Source organism: Microbacterium sp. (assembly GCF_026393345.1).
GTDB lineage: Bacteria > Actinomycetota > Actinomycetes > Actinomycetales > Microbacteriaceae > Microbacterium.
This window is the reverse complement of sequence record NZ_JAPLAI010000042.1, coordinates 65,928-84,056: the sequence shown is the minus strand read 5'-3', so window position 1 is coordinate 84,056 and position 18,129 is coordinate 65,928. Positions and strand designations below refer to the sequence as shown.

16 protein-coding genes are annotated in these 18,129 nt (G+C 70.7%); 3 read left to right on the top strand and 13 right to left on the bottom strand.

The genetic code is table 11. The annotated features are described in order from the left end of the window. Positions 1–60: 60 nt before the first annotated feature. From NT132_RS07745 to NT132_RS07690, 12 genes are all read right to left on the bottom strand, one after another. Complete coding sequence (locus NT132_RS07745) at positions 61–990, bottom strand: FtsQ-type POTRA domain-containing protein (protein WP_297787108.1); 930 nt, start codon at positions 988–990, stop codon at positions 61–63. Between the two features lie 79 nt (positions 991–1,069). Further along, entirely contained in the window at positions 1,070–2,476 is a 1,407-nt protein-coding gene (gene murC, locus NT132_RS07740) for a UDP-N-acetylmuramate--L-alanine ligase (RefSeq protein ID WP_297787106.1), read from the bottom strand. 193 nt (positions 2,477–2,669) lie between these two features. Beyond that, positions 2,670–3,746, bottom strand: coding sequence for a UDP-N-acetylglucosamine--N-acetylmuramyl-(pentapeptide) pyrophosphoryl-undecaprenol N-acetylglucosamine transferase (locus tag NT132_RS07735; protein WP_297787104.1), 1,077 nt, complete (start codon positions 3,744–3,746; stop codon positions 2,670–2,672). A 9-nt stretch (positions 3,747–3,755) separates the two neighbouring features. Beyond that, positions 3,756–4,955 carry a putative peptidoglycan glycosyltransferase FtsW gene (locus tag NT132_RS07730; RefSeq protein WP_297787102.1) on the bottom strand — a complete coding sequence of 400 codons (1,200 nt, stop codon included), beginning with the start codon at positions 4,953–4,955 and terminating at the stop codon, positions 3,756–3,758. Next, entirely contained in the window at positions 4,915–6,453 is a 1,539-nt protein-coding gene (gene murD / locus NT132_RS07725; protein ID WP_297787142.1) for a UDP-N-acetylmuramoyl-L-alanine--D-glutamate ligase, read from the bottom strand. The genes NT132_RS07730 and murD overlap by 41 nt, the downstream gene beginning before the upstream one ends. Further along, positions 6,450–7,559, bottom strand: a complete 1,110-nt coding sequence (gene mraY, locus NT132_RS07720) for a phospho-N-acetylmuramoyl-pentapeptide-transferase (RefSeq protein WP_297787100.1) — start codon at positions 7,557–7,559, stop codon at positions 6,450–6,452. Before mraY ends, murD begins: the two co-directional genes overlap by 4 nt. Beyond that, positions 7,556–8,968, bottom strand: coding sequence for a UDP-N-acetylmuramoyl-tripeptide--D-alanyl-D-alanine ligase (gene murF, locus NT132_RS07715; RefSeq protein WP_297787098.1), 1,413 nt, complete (start codon positions 8,966–8,968; stop codon positions 7,556–7,558). Before murF ends, mraY begins: the two co-directional genes overlap by 4 nt. Before the next feature lie 19 nt (positions 8,969–8,987). After that, entirely contained in the window at positions 8,988–10,769 is a 1,782-nt protein-coding gene (locus NT132_RS07710) for a penicillin-binding protein 2 (RefSeq protein ID WP_297787096.1), read from the bottom strand. 4 nt (positions 10,770–10,773) lie between these two features. Continuing rightward, positions 10,774–11,382, bottom strand: a complete 609-nt coding sequence (locus tag NT132_RS07705; protein WP_297787094.1) for a hypothetical protein — start codon at positions 11,380–11,382, stop codon at positions 10,774–10,776. Next, on the bottom strand, positions 11,379–12,332 hold the full coding sequence (gene rsmH / locus NT132_RS07700) for a 16S rRNA (cytosine(1402)-N(4))-methyltransferase RsmH (RefSeq protein ID WP_297787092.1): 954 nt from the start codon (positions 12,330–12,332) through the stop codon (positions 11,379–11,381). The genes NT132_RS07705 and rsmH overlap by 4 nt, the downstream gene beginning before the upstream one ends. 104 nt (positions 12,333–12,436) lie before the next feature. Continuing rightward, on the bottom strand, positions 12,437–12,868 hold the full coding sequence (mraZ, locus tag NT132_RS07695; RefSeq protein ID WP_297787090.1) for a division/cell wall cluster transcriptional repressor MraZ: 432 nt from the start codon (positions 12,866–12,868) through the stop codon (positions 12,437–12,439). A 226-nt stretch (positions 12,869–13,094) separates the two neighbouring features. Next, on the bottom strand, positions 13,095–13,454 hold the full coding sequence (locus tag NT132_RS07690) for a DUF3040 domain-containing protein (protein WP_297787088.1): 360 nt from the start codon (positions 13,452–13,454) through the stop codon (positions 13,095–13,097). A gap of 64 nt (positions 13,455–13,518) precedes the next feature. On the opposite strand from NT132_RS07690, the gene NT132_RS07685 reads away from it, so the two are divergent. Then, on the top strand, positions 13,519–14,613 hold the full coding sequence (locus NT132_RS07685) for a polyprenyl synthetase family protein (RefSeq protein ID WP_297787086.1): 1,095 nt from the start codon (positions 13,519–13,521) through the stop codon (positions 14,611–14,613). A 12-nt stretch (positions 14,614–14,625) separates the two neighbouring features. On the opposite strand, the gene NT132_RS07680 is transcribed toward NT132_RS07685, so the two are convergent. Further along, positions 14,626–14,973, bottom strand: coding sequence for an Rv2175c family DNA-binding protein (locus NT132_RS07680; RefSeq protein WP_366940377.1), 348 nt, complete (start codon positions 14,971–14,973; stop codon positions 14,626–14,628). 148 nt (positions 14,974–15,121) lie between these two features. Here NT132_RS07680 and NT132_RS07675 point away from each other — a divergent pair, with 148 nt between their 5' ends. Next, positions 15,122–16,072, top strand: coding sequence for a LysM domain-containing protein (locus NT132_RS07675; RefSeq protein ID WP_297787084.1), 951 nt, complete (start codon positions 15,122–15,124; stop codon positions 16,070–16,072). Between the two features lie 67 nt (positions 16,073–16,139). Next, complete coding sequence (gene pknB, locus NT132_RS07670; RefSeq protein ID WP_297787082.1) at positions 16,140–18,080, top strand: Stk1 family PASTA domain-containing Ser/Thr kinase; 1,941 nt, start codon at positions 16,140–16,142, stop codon at positions 18,078–18,080. The last annotated feature ends 49 nt before the right edge of the window (positions 18,081–18,129 follow it).

Sequence of the window (18,129 nt, the reverse complement as noted above, 5' to 3'; positions counted from 1 at the left end):
AAATAGGCGGCGTGCGACGCGACCCGGGGATGCGGGCGGCGTGTCGTCGGATGCGTTTTCTCAGCGCACCACGACGACGCTCGGCGAGGACACGTCGTAGGCGCTCGCACCTGGCCGTCCGGCCATGATCTGCTGCAGCGCGAGGGCCTTCATCGCGGACTGCTCCGCGCTCCCCCACACCACCTCGGACCCCGCAAGGGTCAGCCGGACATCGTTCGGCGAGGACGCCGAGACCGCGGTCACCTGCGTACGGAGGCTATCGGGGAGGGCGCGCATAACCTGCCCGGCCGCGGCGAAGGCATCCGAGCCGAGTCCGCCGGCGACGTCGAGGCCCGGGTAGCCGCCCGGCGGGTCCTGGGTCGTGGCGAGCGCGACGCCGGCAGCGTCGACGAGCGTGTACCCGGCGGCGGAGGTGACATAGCCCACCGGGGTGCGCTCCACGATGCGCACGACCAGGTCGTGCGGCGGCGATGCCTCGTGCGTGTACGACTCGACGAGCGGGAAGGCGATGAGCGCGGCCTTCACCGCGGATTCGTCGACGGCGGCGAGGGGCGTGCCGAGCTGCCCGGAGAGGGCCTCGGCCACCGTCTCGGCGGGGAGCTGTGACGTACCGACCACCTCGATGTGCTGCAGTGCGAACAGCGGACTGTAGGCGACCCCGACCGTTCCCGCCACGAGAAGGACGAGGCCGATCCCCGCGCCCAGCCATGCCAGGCGGCGATGCCGCTGCCGCACCGTGAATCGGCGCACCTCGGCACGGAGCGCTCGGCGGCGGGCGCGGCCCGCTCGCCACAGGTCGCGCAGGCGCACCTGAGCGCCGTCGGTGGAGGCGGGCTCTGTGGGGGCGCCGTCGGGCACGCGCGAGTACGCGCCGCTGCCCTCCGACGCGGTGAGCGGGATCAGCGGGGCGAGGGGCGCCGTCGCATCGAGGGCGCCGGATGCCTGCTCCCCCGCATCCGGGGCCGTGCCGGTGCCGGGTGAGTCCGCCACGTCGGGGATGAGCGGACGCGGCGACGTGTCGCGCTGCCCCCCGGGGGGAGGCGGGAGGGGCGTCGGTCGGCGCATGGCGTCAGTGGTCCGCCGGTGTCGTGTGCGCGAGCGCGGCGAGGACCTGCGGGATGATCCGGTAGACGTCGCCGCAGCCGAGGGTCACGACGAAGTCGCCGGGGCGGGCGACCTCGGCGGTGTAATCGGCGGCCTGTTGCCAATCGGGCACGAAACGCACGCGGTCCTGGTCGGTGAACGCATCGCTGACGAGGGCGCCGGTGACCCCGGGGATCGGGTCCTCCCGCGCGCCGTAGACGTCGAGCACGACGGTGTGGTCGGCCAGGCGCTCGAGCACCTCGGCGAACTCGGGCGACATCAGCTGCGTCCGTGAGTAGGTGTGGGGCTGGTGCACGGCGATCAGGCGTCCGTCGCCGATCACGGTGCGTGCCGCCGTCAGCGCGGCCTCGACCTCGGTGGGGTGATGCGCATAGTCGTCGTAGACGCTCACACCGCGCTCGACGCCGTGCAGCTCGAAGCGGCGCACCGTGCCGGCGAACCCCGAGACCGCCTCGGCGGCGGCAGCGAGGGGGTGACCGAGCGAGCGGAGGACCGCGATCGCGCCGGCGGCGTTGACGGCGTTGTGCGCGCCCGGCACCGCGAGCCGGGCACGGGCGGATTCGCCGCCGGCGGTGACGGTGAAGGCGACGGGGCCGTCGGTGTCGATCTCGGTGACGCGGACGTCGGCGTCGGCGGCCTCCCCGAAGGTCACGACGTTCCCATGCGTCAGCGCGTCGCGCACGCGGCGGGCGCCGGCGTCATCGGCGGAGATGACCACCGCCTCGGACGCGGCATCCGCGAAGCGCACGAACCCGTCGAAGAAGGCGTCGCGTGAACCCCAGTGGTCGAGGTGGTCCGGGTCGACGTTGGTGACGAGGGCCACGGCGGTGTCGTACAGCTCGAAGGTGCCGTCGGACTCGTCCGCCTCGATGACGAAAAGGTCGTCGATCCCCGTACCGCTGGAAACGCCGAGGTCGGTGACGACACCGCCGTTGACGAAGCTCGGGTCGGCGCCGAGGTTCCGGAGGGCGGTGACGATCATGCCGGTGGAGGTGGTCTTGCCGTGCGCACCGGCGACGGACACCAGCCGGCGGCCGCTGGTCAGCCAGTGCAGCGCCTGCGACCGGTGGATGACGTGCAGCCCCTGAGCCTTGGCGGTGACGAACTCGGGGTTCTCCGGCCAGATGGCCCCGGTGTGCACGACGGTGTCGGCATCCCCCAGGTGCGCGGCGTCGTGCCCCACGTGCACCGTGGCACCGGCCGCGGCGAGGGCCCGCAGCGCGTCGCTGTCGGCACGGTCGGAGCCTGACACCCGGATGCCCCGGTCGAGGAACATGCGCGCGAGGCCCGACATGCCGGAACCACCGATGCCGATGAAGTGCGCGGCCTCGATGGAGTCGGGAATGGGGAGGGTCAGGTCGGGTCTGATCATGTCCCGTCAAGTCTAGGTTCGCGCGGTCGCTCCCCCGCCCATCCACGCCGAGTGCTCGACCAAGGCGGGCGCCGCCGGACGCGGCCCTGCGAAACCACATCCGTTCAGCGAGACCACATCCGATCGAGTGTGGTCTCGCGGGGCAGATATGGTCTCGGCACACGCACGTGAGGGGGCCTTCGCCGGGACGCGGTCAGCGAGCGGCGAGCGCGCCGTCGATCAGCGCGACCACGGCGTCGGCCCCGGTGCGGGACCCGACGGATGCGGCGGCTCGCCGCATCCGGTCGAGCGCGGCCGCATCCACGAGGAGCGGGAGCACCTGTTCACGCACGCACTCGGCGGTGAACTCGGCGTCCGGGATGACGACGGCGGCTCCGGCCTGCACGGCCGAGCGCGCGTTGAGTGCCTGCTCGCCGTTGCCCACCGCGTAGGGCACGTACACGGCGGGGATGCCGAGGGCACTGATCTCCGACACGGTGGCGGCGCCGGAGCGCGACACGATGACGTCGGCGAGGGCGAAGGCGAGGTCCATCCGGTCCTCGTAGGGTCGCACCACGTAGCCGGGGAGTTCGGGGTCGGTGCCCTCCCAGCGGGCGCCGGTGAGGTGGACGAGCTGGTACCCGGCAGCCAGCACATCGCCGGCAGCGCCCGCGAATGCCTCGTTGAGCCGCTGCGCGCCGAGCGAGCCGCCGAAGACCAGCAGCGTCGGCAGGTCGGCATCGAGACCGTAGTGCGCGGCCGCCTCCGGCCGCAGGGACGCGCGGTCGAGGTCGACGATCTCGCGTCGGAGCGGCATCCCCACGACCTGTCCGCGCTTCAGCGGCGTGCCAGCGAACGCGACACCCACGGCCGCGGCGCGACGGGCACCCAGCACGTTGGCGAGGCCCGGTTTCGCGTTCGCCTCGTGGACGACCACGGGCACCCCCTCGCGGCGGGCGGCGACGTAGGCGGGAGCGGATGCGTAGCCGCCGAAGCCCACGACGACATCGACGCCGCGATCGCGGATGTGCATGCGGACCTGCGCCACGGCACGGCGGAACGCACCGGGGAACGCGAGCGCTGCCCGGTTCGGGCGCCGCGGGAAAGGAACCTTGTCGACGAAAAGCAGCTCGTAGCCCCGCTCGGGCACGAGACGCGCCTCCAGCCCCTCACGGGTGCCGAGGACGAGCACCTGCGCGTCGGACTCACGGGTGCGGAGGGCGTCCGCGACGGCGAGCAGCGGGTTGACGTGGCCGGCGGTCCCGCCTCCGGCCAGCAGGTACGTGGTCATCCGTCGAGCCTAACCGCGGGCGGGGATCCGCCGCCGCGCGGGCAGCGTACGGGCGAACGACAGCAGCACCCCCGACGCGATGAGGACGGACACGAGCGACGTACCCCCCTGCGACATGAACGGCAGTGGCACACCGAACACGGGGAGCAGTCGCAGCACGACGCCCACGTTCAGCAGCGCCTGCCCGACGATCCAGATCGTGATCGCACCGGCGGTGATGCGGATGAACGTGTCGTCGGTCTTGCGAACGACGTGGAACGCACCAACGGCGAAGAGCGCGAAGAGGATGAGCACGACGATGCAGCCGACCAGGCCCAACTCCTCACCGACGATGGCGAAGATGTAGTCGTTCGCCGCGGCGGGCAGCCAGCTGTACTTCTCCTTCGAGTTGCCGAGACCGAGACCGAAGACGCCGCCGCCGGCGAGGCCCCAGATACCGTGCAGCGGCTGATAGCAGTCACCGTAGTAGTCGGAGAGGCAGTCGTCGTTGAGGAAGCTGAGGTAGCGCCGCATCCGGTCTGGGCTCGCGATCGCGAAGTACGCCACGAGCGACCCGACGAGCGCGACCGGGAGGATGAAGATCCGCAGCTTCACGCCCGAGAAGAACAGGGCGCCGAAGAGGATGAGCACGAGGATGAGGACGGTACCGAGGTCCTTACCGGCAATGACGGTGCCCATCACGGCGAGGGCGATCGGGATGGCGGGGATGAACACGTGCCGCCAGTTCGCCAGCAGGGTGCGCTTGCGGTACAGGATGAAGCCGAGCCACAGCGCGAGGCTGAGCTTGAGGAACTCGGCCGGCTGAGCCTGAAGGCCGGCGATGTTGATCCAGTTGCGGTTTCCGTCGTTCGTGACGCCGAGGGGGGTGAAGACGAGGAGCTGGAACAGGGTCGCGCCGATGAGAGCCGGCCACGCCGCCTTCTTCCAGAACGACACCGGCAGGCGCGAGGCGAGGAACATCAGCGGGATGCCGAGCATGGCGAACACGCCCTGCTTGATGACCGCTTCATACGGCTGCTCGGACGTCGCCGAGGTGGCCGACAGGATCATGACCAGTCCGAACCCGGTCAGCAGCAGCGCGGTCGAGGCGATCAGCAGGAACTCGCTCGGTACCGGCGCGAAGACCCGTCCGAGGGAGACCCGGGCCGCGAGGCCCCGCCGCTGCGGGTCAGGCCCGAGGTCCGGTCGGGTCGGTGTCGTACTCGCCACCGTGGTCCCTCCCGATCTGATCTTGCACGGCTCGGGCGAAGGACCGGCCGCGGTCGGCGTAGGACGAGAACTGATCGAAGGATGCGGCGGCGGGGGCGAGGAGGACCACGTCTCCGTCACGCGCGACCTCGAGGGCGAGCTCCACGACCCGTGCCATGACGTCCTCAGTCTCGGCGTGATCCACTTCGAACAGCGGGACGTCCGGCGCGTGTCGCGCGAACGCCGCCGTGATGGGATCGCGGTCGACGCCGATCACGACGACCGCCTTCGCCCCCGGCCCGCGGGACGCCACGAGCTCGGAGATGTCGACGCCCTTCAGGAGCCCCCCGACGACCCAGATCGCGCCGGGGAACGCGGTCAGCGAGGATGCCGCGGCGTGCGGGTTGGTGGCTTTCGAGTCGTCGACCCAGGTGATCCCGTCCGCGACTGCGACGATCTCGATGCGGTGGGCGTCGAGGCGGAAGGCGCGGAGCGCCGCCCTGATGTCGGCGGGCTCGACTCCGGCGGCGCGGGCGAGCGCGGAGGCGGCGAGGATGTTGGCGACCACGTGCGGCGCCGACAGGCCCGCCTCGGCGAGCTCGGCGACCGTGGTGATCTCCAGCGCCGACGTGCGGCGCTCCTCGAGGAACGCGCGGTCGACGAGGATCCCCTCGATGACGCCGAGATCGCTCGGCCCGGGGACGCCGAGGTCGAAGCCGACGGCGCGTGCACCCTCGACCACATCGGCATCCTCGACCATGCGCCGGGTGGCGTCATCGGCCTTGTTGTAGACGCAGGCGACGCGGGTGTTGCGGTAGACGAGCGCCTTCGCATCCCGGTACGCCTCGAAGGAGCCGTGCCATTCCAGGTGATCGGCGGCGAGGTTCAGGCACACGCTCGCGAGCGGGGACACCTGGGCATCTGCGTGCTGTGTCAGCCCGAGGTACCAGAGCTGGTGGCTGGAGACCTCGACGACGAGCGCGTCGAACCCGGCGGGGTCGCGGACGGCGTCCAGCACCGGCACGCCGATGTTGCCGCAGGGCGCGGCACGCAGCCCGCCCTCGCGGAGCATGGTCGCGGTGAGCTGCGTGGTCGTGGTCTTGCCGTTGGTCCCGGTGATGAGGATCCAGTCCGCCGGGGTGCCGTCGGCGCGGAGCACCTTGTCGCGCACGCGCCAGGCGAGTTCGATGTCGCCCCACAGCGGCACGCCCGCCTCCGTCGCCCAGGCGATGACCGGGTGCGTGGGCGCGAAGCCGGGCGAGGCGATGATGACCTCGGGGTCGTGTGCGCGGAGTTCGGCGGGCACCGTATCGAGTGGCCCGGTGTGCAGCGCCACACCGATGACGGGGAGAAGCCGTGCGTACTCCTCCTCGGCCCGCTCGGTCACGACGAGGACGTCCGCGCCGAGCTCGGCGAGCGTGTCGGCGACCGAGAACCCGGTCACCCCGAGGCCGAGCACCGCGACGCGGAGCCCCCTCCAGTCGGCGTGCCAGCTGGTGAGCGGGTCGAGCCGGGTCATGAGCGCACGAGCCATTCGACGTAGAAGAGACCGACACCGGCGAGGGCGAGCAGGCCCGCGATGATCCACATCCGGACCACGATCGTGATCTCCGCCCAGCCGCGCATCTCCAGGTGGTGGTGCAGCGGGCTCATGAGGAACAGGCGCTTTCCTCGGGTGATCTTGAAGTACAGCCGCTGCAGGATGACCGAGCCGGATGCGATGACGTAGACACCGGCGATGACGGCGAGCAGGACCTCGGTGCGGGTGAGGATCGCGAGGGCGGCGATGACGCCACCGATCGCCATGGACCCGACGTCGCCCATGAACACCTGCGCCTTCGGCGCGTTCCACCACAGGAACCCGACGAGGGCCCCGATGAAGGAGGCCGCGATGATGGCGAGATCGAACGGGTCGCGGGTCTGGTAGCAGGCGGACTGCAGTCCCTGCTCGAGAGCGGCGAGGTCGCACGGCTGCTTGAACTGCCAGAACGCGATGAGCGCCAGGGCGCTGGTGACGAAGATCGCGGACCCGCCGGCGAGGCCGTCCAGACCGTCGGACACGTTGACCGAGTTGGATGCGGCGACGCCGAGGAACGCGATCCACACGAGGTACAGGATCCAGCCGACGATCGCGCCGAACGCCATGAACGACAGCACGGGGATGTCGCGGAACAGCGAGATGAACGGGCTCGCGGGGGTCTGCCCGTCCGCGTTGGGGAGGTTCAGCGCGACGATGCCGAAGATGACGACCACGATGATCTGGCCGGCGACTTTCCGCCAGCCGCTGAGGCCGAGGCTGTTCTGGCGGCGCACCTTCATGAAGTCATCGATGAAGCCCACCGCACCGAAGCCGACCATCATCCAGATGACGAGCAGGCCCGAGATCGTGGGCGGGTTGCCGCCCGCGTAGGTGCCGATGAAGTAGCCGACGAGGGAGCCCGCGATGAAGATCACGCCGCCCATGGTGGGGGTGCCGCGTTTTGCCCCGTGGCTGGGGTTGTGGACATCCTCCGGCGTGCGGATCACCTGACCCCAGCCCCAGCTGCGGAACAGCCGGAGGAACACGGGGGTGAGGAAGAGCGTGAAGGCCAGAGAGATCGCCGCGGCAGTCAGGAGGGATCTCACGAGAACGATTCTCCCAGACGGTCGCCGAGGAACCGGAGCCCGGCCGAGTTCGACGACTTGACGAGTACCCTGTCTCCGTCGCGCAGTTCGCCCTGCAGGTACTCGAAGGCCTCGTCGGGCGTGGCGAAGAACACGGCTTCGTCGCTCCACGAGCCTTCCGCGACCGCGGCGAGGAACATCCGCCGCGCCGCGGTGCCGATGACGACGATCCGCGGGATCCGCAGGCGCACGGCGAGCTCGCCGATGCGGTCGTGCTCCTCCCCCGCCTGCTCGCCGAGTTCGCTCATCGCGCCGAGGACGGCGACCGCACGCTGATCCGGGCCGGTGATCTGCGCGAGGGTGCGCAGGGCCGCGGCCATCGAGTCGGGGCTGGCGTTGTAGGCGTCGTTGATGATCCGGACGCGGTCGGAGCCCAGCGGCTGCATCCGCCACCGCTCCGCGATCTCGACGGTCGCAAGGCGCGCCACGCAGTCCGCCGGCTCGACGCCGAGGGCTGTGGCCGCGGCGATCGCGGCGAGGGCGTTCATGACGTGGTGGGCGCCGAGCACCTGCAGGTGCGCGGGGAACGAGCGCCCGTCGACGGTCACGGTGAAGGTGGTGCCGGATGCGGTCACGTCGATGTCGTCGGCACGGACGTCGGCCGCGGCCTCCCGGCTGAACCAGCGCACCTCGCATCCGTTCGCCTCGGCGATGGGCGCCATGTTGCGCACGCGCGGGTCGTCGGCGTTCAGGACGGCGAGGCCGCCGGGACGCAGCGCCTTGACGAGCTCGGACTTGGCGTGGAAGGTCGCCTCGATGCCGCCGAAGCCGCCGGCGTGGGCGAGCCCGACCATGAGCACGACACCGATGTCGGGGGTCACGAGTCCCGCCAGGCGCGCGATCTCGCCCGGCGCGCTGGCGCCGAACTCGCTCACCAGGTAGCGGGTCTGGTGGGTCACGCGGAGCATCGTCAGCGGCGCACCGACCTCGTTGTTGAACGAGGCGCGGGGGGCGACCGTCTCACCCTCGTCGGAGAGGATGCGGGCGAGCAGGTTCTTGGTGGTGGTCTTGCCGTTCGAGCCGGTGATCCCCACGATCCGCAGGTTCCCCTGGGCACGGACGATGCCGACGACCTCGCGGGCGAGGTCGGAGAGCGCCTGCACCGCATCCGGGACGACGATCTGGGTGACCGGCGTCTCGACCGGGCGTTCCACGATGGCGAGGGCCGCACCGGCCGCGACCGCGGCGCCCACGAAGAGGTGACCGTCGGTCTCCTCCCCGGGCTTCGCGACGAAGATGCCGCCCGGTCCCAGCTGACGGGAATCGGTGTCGACGGCCCCGCCGACCAGGGTCTCGGGAGTGTCCATGGGCGCGAGCCGAAGCTCCCCGCCGAGGACATGGGCGATGTGGGAAAGAGAGAGTTCGATCATGAGAAGGGGGGCCGACGCCTCAACCGGTCTTCGGCAGCAGGACTGCCTCGGAGGTCGACGGGGTGACCCGGAAGGTCTTCAACACCTGCGTCATGGCCTTCTGGAAAGCCGGCGCGTTGGCCGAGGACGATCGTACCGCAGTCGGCTGATCGAGCGTCACGGCGACGACGTACTGCGGGTCGTCCGCGGGGGCGAATCCGATGAGCGTGGTGAAGTAGACGCCCTGCTTGTAAGAGCCGTTCTCGGCGATCTCACCGGTTCCGGTCTTGCCGGCGATCCGGTACCCCGAAATCGCCACGGACTTGGCGAGGCTGCCCTGCAGGAGCACGTTCTCGAGCATCTGCTGCACCTGCGTCGCGGTCTCGGGCTTGAGCACCTGCGTCGGGGCGCCGGCGTCGGTGGCATCGACCGTGCCGTCCGCGTGCGTGCAGGACTCGACGAGCTTCAGCGGCACCTTCACCCCGTCGTTCGCGATGGTCTGATAGGCGCCGACGAGCTCGGGGAGGGTCGTGGAGACACCCTGTCCGAACGCGATGTTGTAGGTCGTCTGCGGGTCCCACTGATCGGGTGTGCGAAGCTCCCCGTGCTGCTCGCCGGGGAAGCCGACGGCGCTGCCCTGACCGATGCCGAACGCGGTCAGATAGTCGTAGCGGGTCTGCGACGGGATCTGCACCGAGATCTTGGAGATGCCCACGTTCGACGAGTCGATCAGCACACCCGTGAGCGTGTACGGGGTGTCGCCGTGGCTCATGGAGTCGGTGACCCGCACGCCGTCGGCGAAGCTCTCCCGCCCGGCGGCGTTCACGATCGTGGTCGGGGTCGCGGTGCCGGTGTCGATGGCGATCGAGGCGGACAGGCCCTTGAACGTGGAGCCGGGCTCGAACCGGTCGCGGAAGATCCGGCTGCCGCGATCCTCGACCGCGGTGGCGTCGACGTCGTTCGGATCGACGCTCGGGTACTCCGCCGCCGCCTTGATCTCGCCGGTGGCCACGTCCGCGACCATGATCTGACCGTGCAACGCTCCGAGGTTCTGCGTCTGCTCGGAGATGAGCTGCTGCATGTACCACTGCAGGTCGCGATCGACCGTGAGGGTCACGGTGCCGCCGTCGACGGCGGGCGTCTCGGTCTCGGTGCCGGGGATGATGGTGCCGTCGACGCCCTGCTCGTAGGTGACCGACCCCTTCGTCGCGGTGAGGCACTCGTTTTCGGCGAGTTCGAGGCCCGCGAGCGGCTCGCCGTCGGAACCGACGAACCCGACGAGGTTTCCCGCCACCGCGCCGTCCGGGTAGCTGCGCGCCGGATGCGGATTCTGGAACAGGAACGGGAGCTTCAGCTCGGCGAGGGCGCGGTACTGCTCGGTGGAAAGGCCCGTGGCGAGGCGTGCATAGCGGGAGTCCGGATTCTCGGCCACGGCATCCGCGACGATCTGCTGGATCTCCTCCGCGGTCTGCCCGGTGATCGTCCCGATCTCGGCGGCGATCGTGGGCCAGTCGACCGTCTGCTTCTCGCCGTCGTCGCCGGTGCGCTCGACCGGGCCGACCAGCTTCGGATCGAGCTGAGCGTCGTACTGCAGGATGCTGCCGGCCAGCGTGTTGCCGTTGGCATCGACGATGGAGCCCCGGGTGCCATAGGTCTCGCGGCTCACGCCGATGCCCATCGACAGGGAGTCGGAGACGTGCTCGTCCGCGTTGACGACCTGGATGTCCACGAGCCGGACGACGAACACGACGACGACCGCGAGGACGACGGCCAGGGCGACGACGGTGCGACGGCGGGGGCTGCGGGTGCTTCTCGTCGTCATGGACTCAGTGTGTGGCCGGGGACGGCAGTCCGTCGGTCAGCGCGGGGGGTGTCGCCGCATTGCCCTGATCGACCGCTCCCGTCGCGTCCGTCGCGGGGACGGGAAGCCCGTCGATGGTGGCGTCGGGGTCCGTGACCAGCGGGGTGTCCGTGACGAGGGTGTTGGAGACGAGGCTGCGCCCGAGCGCGTCCACGGACGAGCTGGCGACCGAGGGCAGCTGCGAGCCGAGCACGGCGCCGTCACTGAGCCGCAGGTAGCTGGGTGACTCGTTGATGACCATGCCGAGCGCGGCGGCGTTCGCGGCGAGGTACTGGGGCGAGCTGAGCCCTGCAACCTCGTCGTAGAGAATCTGCTGCTGCCAGGTGAGTTCCTTCTGGTGCTGCGTGAGCGACGAGATCTCGAAGGAGCTCTGGGTGGAAAGGATCGAAAGCAGCATCTGCGCCGCGGCGATCGCGACGGCACCGGCGACGGCCACGATGCCGTAGGCCAGCCGGGGACGGCGGCGGCGGGCGGGCCGGTCGAGCGGGGCGAGGATGCGGCGGGGGATGTCCGCGCCGACCTCGTCGGGCAGCATCCGCGGGTCACGGGCAAGCGAGCCGGTCACGGTGGTCATACCGCCTCCCTGATCCGTTCGGCGGCGCGCAGGCGCACGGGTGTGGCGCGCGGGTTGCGGGCGCGCTCCTCGTCGGAGGCGAGCTCGGCACCCTTGACCAGGAGCCGGAACCGCGGAGTGTGCTCGGGGAGTTCGACCGGCAGCCCGGCGGGGGCGGTCGACGCCGAGGCCGCGGCGAACACGCGCTTGACGAGGCGGTCCTCCAGCGACTGGTAGGCCATCACGACGATGCGGCCGCCGACGTCGAGGAGGTCGAGGGCGGCGGGGATGGCACGGTCGAGGACGCTGAGCTCACCGTTCACCTCGATCCGCAGTGCCTGGAACACCCGCTTGGCGGGGTGGCCCGAGTGCGAGAGTGCGGCCGGAGTTGCCGCATCCAGGATGCGGACGAGCTCGGCGGAGCGCACGATCGGCGTCTGCGACCGCGCGGCGATGATGGCGCGGGCGTAGCGGCCGGCGAGCTTCTCCTCGCCGTAGCGCTCGAAGATGCGGCGGAGGTCGCCCTCGCCATAGGTGGCCAGGACGTCGGCCGCGGTGACGCCGGCGGTCTGATCCATCCGCATGTCGAGCGGCGCATCCTTGGCATAGGCGAAGCCGCGGTCGGCCTCGTCCAGCTGGAGCGACGAGACGCCGAGGTCGAACAGGGCGCCGTCGATGCGACGGAACCCCGCAGCGGCCACGGCCTCCGCGATCCCGTCGTAGACGGTGTGCACCAGCGTCACGCGGTCGCCGAATCGGGCGAGCCGCTCCCCCGCGATGCGCAGGGCGTCGGTGTCGCGGTCGAGCCCGATGACGTGCAGACCCGGGAAGCGTTCGAGCATCGCCTCGGTGTGACCGCCCATGCCGAGGGTGGCGTCGACCATGACCGCGCCGTCGCGCGAGACGGCAGGCGAGAGCAGCTCGACGCAGCGCTCGAGCAGGACGGGGGTGTGGATGTCGCTGTAGTCCATGATGCTGTGGGGCTGGTCCCTCGGTCCCGATCCCCCTCCGCTGCATGACCTGGCGCCGGGGAAGTGCGTCAGGGCGTGAGCGGCGAGGAGTCGCGATCGAGGGCTCAGAACAGGCCCGGGATCACCTCCTGCTCCATCTCGGAGTACGTCGACTCGTTGCTCTCGGCGTAGGCGTTCCAGGCTTCGGAGTTCCAGATCTCGGCATGGGCGCCGACGCCGGTGACGACGAGCTCACGCTCGAGGCCGGCGTAGGCACGCAGTGCGGGCGGGATCGTGACGCGGCTCTGCCCGTCAGGGGTCTCGGCGCTGGCCCCGGAGAGGAACATGCGCAGGAAGTCACGGGCCTGCTTGTTGGTCAGCGGTGCTTCGCGGATCCGTTCGTGCACGCGCTCGAACTCGGCGGTGCTGAACACGTAGAGGCAGCGCTCCTGGCCGCGGGTGATCACGACGCCGCCGCCGAGATCGTCGCGGAACTTGGCCGGCAGAATGACCCGCCCTTTGTCGTCGAGCTTGGGAGTGTGCGTGCCCAGCAGCATCCGAGCATCACCCCCTCCTTCGTCCGGCCCCGCGAGGTAGCTCCACTTTACTCCACTGTCCCCCACTTCACTACCCCATTGTGGACGAAACGGCTCCGAACGAGCAGATCCGGTGGCACGGGCGCGCGCACCGACACCCGGCGCACCCTACGGATCAGGCCCGGTCAGACACGAAAAAGGCGCCGACCCGTCGGGGTCGGCGCCTGAAGTGGGGTGGAGTGGAGGGTCAGTGGCCCTGCCGGCGGTCCCATCGATCGTTCATGCGATCCATGAAGGAGGCCTGCGGATGCTTTGCGGCGCGGGGCGCGGCAGACGGAACGGCGGTGGTCCGCCGCGACGGGGTCACGGCGAACACCACACCACCGAGCATCACCACGAAGCCGATGACGCTGATGACGATGAGCTGCGTCGACAGCCCGGCGATGAGACCGCCGAGGCCGACGAGGACCGTGAGGGATCCGAGGACGATGTTGCGATAGCTGAGCGCACGAGCGGAGCCGTCGGCGCTGACGACGTCGGCGTCGTGACCCATGAGATGGCGTTCCATCTCATCGAGCAGACGCTGCTCTTGTTCAGAGAGTGGCATACATCCCCCTCGGACGATGTTCTATTCGGATTCTACGCGTGGCCGCGCTGACTAGGCTAGGGCCGTGTCGACCCCCCCGGATGCGATTGAAGCGGTTTCCCAGCGAGTGGACACGTTCTTCTCGTCCGAACAGGCCGCGACAGCCGACTGGGGACCGGAAGCGGCCGGCTTCGTGGCGGCCGCGCGGGCCAGCGTGCACGGCGGTAAGCGACTGCGCGCACGGTTCTGCCTGACCGGCTGGCAGGCCGTCGCCGAGGCGCACGACCCCGCCGCAGCTCCCCCGGCCGCCGTCATCGCCGCCGCCGCGAGCCTCGAGGTGTTCCACGCGGCCGCCCTTGTGCATGACGACCTCATCGACAACTCCGACACCCGCCGCGGGCGGCCGGCCGCGCATCGTGCCCTGCAGACCGCGCACACGCATGCCGGGTGGACCGGGGATGCGGCGGCGTTCGGGCGTTCCGCATCCGTCCTGCTCGGCGACCTCCTCGTCGCCTGGAGCGATGATCTGTTCGAATCCGGCCTGGTCGATGCCGAGACCGCCGTCGCGGCGGTGGCGCGCGCCGAATACGCGCGGATGCGCCGCGATGTGACGATCGGGCAGTATCTCGACATCGCCGAGGAGTCCGCCTTCGGCAGCTCGCCCGATGCGGAGCACGCCGACCGCGCCCTGCGCGTGGCGTCGCTGAAGTCGGCCCGCTACAGCGTGGAGCAGCCGCTGCTGATTGGCGCGGCGCTCGCCGGCGCCGATGCGCTACAGCGTGCGGCGCTCAGCGGCTTCGGGCATCCGATCGGGATGGCGTTCCAGCTGCGCGACGACGTCCTCGGCGTATTCGGTGACGAGGCCGTGACCGGTAAGCCTTCGGGCGACGATCTGCGGGAGGGCAAACGGACCGTCCTCATCGCCTTTGCGCGCCAAGCGGTCCCGGCGGGCGTCCGCCGCACCCTCGACGAGCTGATCGGGGATCCCACGCTCGAGGCGGAGCAGATCCGGTCACTGCAGCAGACGATCATCGACTCCGGCGCGCTGGCGCGGGTCGAGGATCTCATCACCGCGTACGCCCGCGAGGCGGATCGGGCTCTCGCCGGATCCCCGCTCGGCACCCATGCGGTCGGTCGCCTGCGGGATCTCGCTCTCGCGGCGACCGAGCGCCAGGCCTGAGAGCCGGGCGGGTCAGAGGAGCGTCCGCGCGACGCGCCGTACCTCGCTCTTGTGGCCGGCCAGGAGCGCCGACAGCGGCGGCCGGCCGATGGTCTCGTCATAGGAGAGCAGCCAGTCGATGGCCTCGTCGTCGGAGAGACCCGCGTCGCGGAGCGAGAAGACCGTGCCGCGCAACGAGCCGAGCGGTGCGCCGTCCACGATGAACACCGCAGGCACGGCGAACACGCCGGTGCGACGGGACCCGATCAGCTGGGCGTCCTCGATGCGCTGCCGAACGCGGCCGAGCGGTTCGCCGAGTGCCTCGACGAGGTCGGGCATCGTCAGCCAGGTGGTCTCCAGGGGGGTGGTGTCATCGCTCACCCTGCAACTATCCCACGGGCCCCGACCGGATGCGGCGGCCCGCGTCGGTTCACTTCCGTCACATCCGTCACTCCCTTGACACCTGTCACAGGCCCGTGGAAGGGTTGCCGGACCCCCGGAAGGACGCTCCACCATGAGGAGGACGCCCATGTTCAGTCACGCCCACGCACGTATCGCCGGCATCGGAGTCGGCGCTGCGGCGGGATCCCTCGCCCTGTCCCTGGCGAGCCCCGCAGCCCACGCCGCGGAGCCCGCCGTCCCGCCCATGGCGCGCACCGTCGCGCCGCGTCAGGACGCGGCCCCGCCCGAATACACCGTCGGGCCCGGCGACACTGTCAGCGCCATCGCCGCCCGCTTCGGACTGCGGACGCAAGACGTGCTCGACGCGAACGGTCTCGGGTGGAGTTCGATCATCCGTCCCGGTCAGACCCTTCGCCTCACGGCACCCGCGGCCATCGCGACCGCCCCCGCGGTGCCCGCACCGGCGCCGGTCGCCGCCCACACGGTGGTCGCGGGCGACACTGTGAGCGCCATCGCCCGGAACGCCGGGACGACGATCGCGGCGGTGCTGGCCGCCAATGCACTCACGTGGGACTCGATCATCTACCCCGGGCAGGTGCTGGCGGTGCCCACCGCGACTCCCGCCTCCGTGCCCATCGCGGCGGCCGCACCCGCCGCATCCGCTCCGCTCGAACTCGACGCCGAACAGGTCGCGAACGCCCAGGTGATCATCGCCGTCGGCCGCGAGCTCGGTGTTCCCGACCGGGGCATCGCCATCGCCCTCGGCACCGCCATGCAGGAGTCGTGGCTGCGGAACCTCGACTGGGGCGACCGCGACTCGCTCGGCCTGTTCCAGCAGCGTCCCTCTACCGGCTGGGGCACCGAGGACCAGGTGCGCGACCCGCAACGGTCCGCCCGCGCTTTCTTCGGCGGTCCCGCCGACCCCAACGGCACGCTCACCCGCGGCCTTCTCGACATTCCGGGGTGGGAGGCACTGAGCTTCGCGGACGCCGCGCAGTCGGTGCAGATCTCGGCGTATCCCGATCGTTACGCGGCCTGGGAGGGCCCTGCCACCACCTGGCTTTCCGTTCTCGGGTGACGACTCCGCGAGCGGTGAGGGCGAGCCGCTCCCCGGGCTCACCGCTCCGGCTCCGTAGACTCTGAGCGTGAACACGAGCCAGCGCGCGGATCCGCTGATCGGCCGCCTGGTCGACGGCCGCTACCGCGTGCGCGCTCGGATCGCCCGCGGTGGCATGGCGACCGTCTACGTCGCGACCGATCTGCGGCTCGAGCGGCGGGTCGCGCTGAAGGTCATGCACGGCCACCTCAGCGACGACACGGTATTCCAGAGCCGGTTCATCCAGGAGGCGCGCGCCGCCGCCCGGCTGGCCGATCCGCACGTGGTGAACGTGTTCGACCAGGGCCAGGACGACGACATGGCGTACCTGGTGATGGAGTACCTGCCAGGGATCACGCTGCGCGAACTCATGCGCGAGCAGAAGCGGCTCAGCATCCCGCAGACGATCACCATCATGGATGCGATCCTCTCCGGGCTCGCCGCGGCGCACCGCGCCGACATCGTCCACCGCGACGTCAAACCGGAGAACGTGCTGCTCGCCGAGGATGGCCGGATCAAGATCGGCGACTTCGGCCTCGCCCGGGCAACGACGGCGAACACCGCCAGCGGCGCCATGCTGCTCGGCACCATCGCGTACCTCGCCCCCGAACTCGTCACCCGCGGCAGCGCGGACGCCCGCAGCGACATCTACGCGCTCGGCATCATGCTCTACGAGATGCTGACCGGTGAGCAGCCGTACAAGGGCGAGCAGCCGATGCAGATCGCCTACCAGCACGCGACCGATTCGGTCCCGCGCCCGAGCGCCAAGAACCCCGGCGTGCCGGAGCAGCTCGACGAGCTGGTGCTCTGGGCGACCGAGCGCTCCCCCGACGCCCGCCCGCTCGATGCGGACGAGATGCTACGTCGGTTGCGTGAGATCGAGGCGGAACTCGGCATCGCCCCGCAGGTCGCCCGCACGCTCGCGGTGGGAACCGCGGTAGCCGACGACATCCTGGATTCCGGGGAACTCACCAAGGCGCTTCCGGCGGCCGCGCTCACCGGTGCCGTGGCGACGAGCCCGGATGCCGACAACGCCACGCTGCTGCGCCGCGCCACCCGGCGCCGCAGCACGCGGGGCGGCTGGCTGTTCGCCCTGGTCCTCCTCCTCGCGGTCGTTGCCGGTGGCGCCGGCTGGTTCTTCGGTTCCGGGCCCGGGTCGCTCGTGGGCGTTCCCGCCGTCGCCGGACTGTCGTTCGAACAGGCGCAGGCCGCCCTGTCCGAAGAGGGCCTGGTCGCCGAGCGCGCGGAGGAGTACAGCCTCGACATCGCGGCGGGCACCGTCATCCGCACCGAGCCGGACGGCGGCGCGCGGGTCGACAAGGAATCCACGGTCCGCGTGGTCGTGTCCCTCGGCCCTGCCCCGCACGATCTCCCTGCGCTCGGCGGCATGCCGGTCGCGCAGGCGACGGCGGCGTTGCAGGCAGCGGTCGTCGCTGTCGGTGATCCCCAGTACGTCTTCACGGATGCGGCTCCCGACACGGTCGTCGCCGCATCCCTCACCCCGCGCGGCGCGACGGACGCCGTCGACTGCACCGGCGGCTGCACCGTCCACGAGGGCGACGCCGCCGTGCTCACCGTGTCGAAGGGGCCGCTGCCGGATGTCTCCGGCATGGGCGTGACCGAGGCAACGTCCGTGCTGACGGACGTCGGCATGAAGGTCGACTCGATCGAGGAGTTCAGCGACGACGTCGACAAGGGCGATGTCGTCGGCATCGTCGCCCGCGACGGTGGCGGCGACTGGCGTCCCGGCGAGACGGTCACCCTCCGGGTGTCGAAGGGGCCGCAGCTGTTCGCCGTCCCCGACGTGACGAAGATGACACGGGATCAGGCGAAGAACGCGCTGGAGAAGGCCGGGTTCCAGGTCAGCTACAACGCGAGCTGGAACCTGTTCCCCGACGCAGTGACCCAGGTCACGGCGCAGAACCCCACCGCGGGCTCATCCCATCCGCGCGGCACGACCGTGACGCTGAGTATCAGCGGTTCGTTCTGATCCGCCGAGACTTCATGAATGTCCCGCTTCAACGAGAAATGCGTGACAT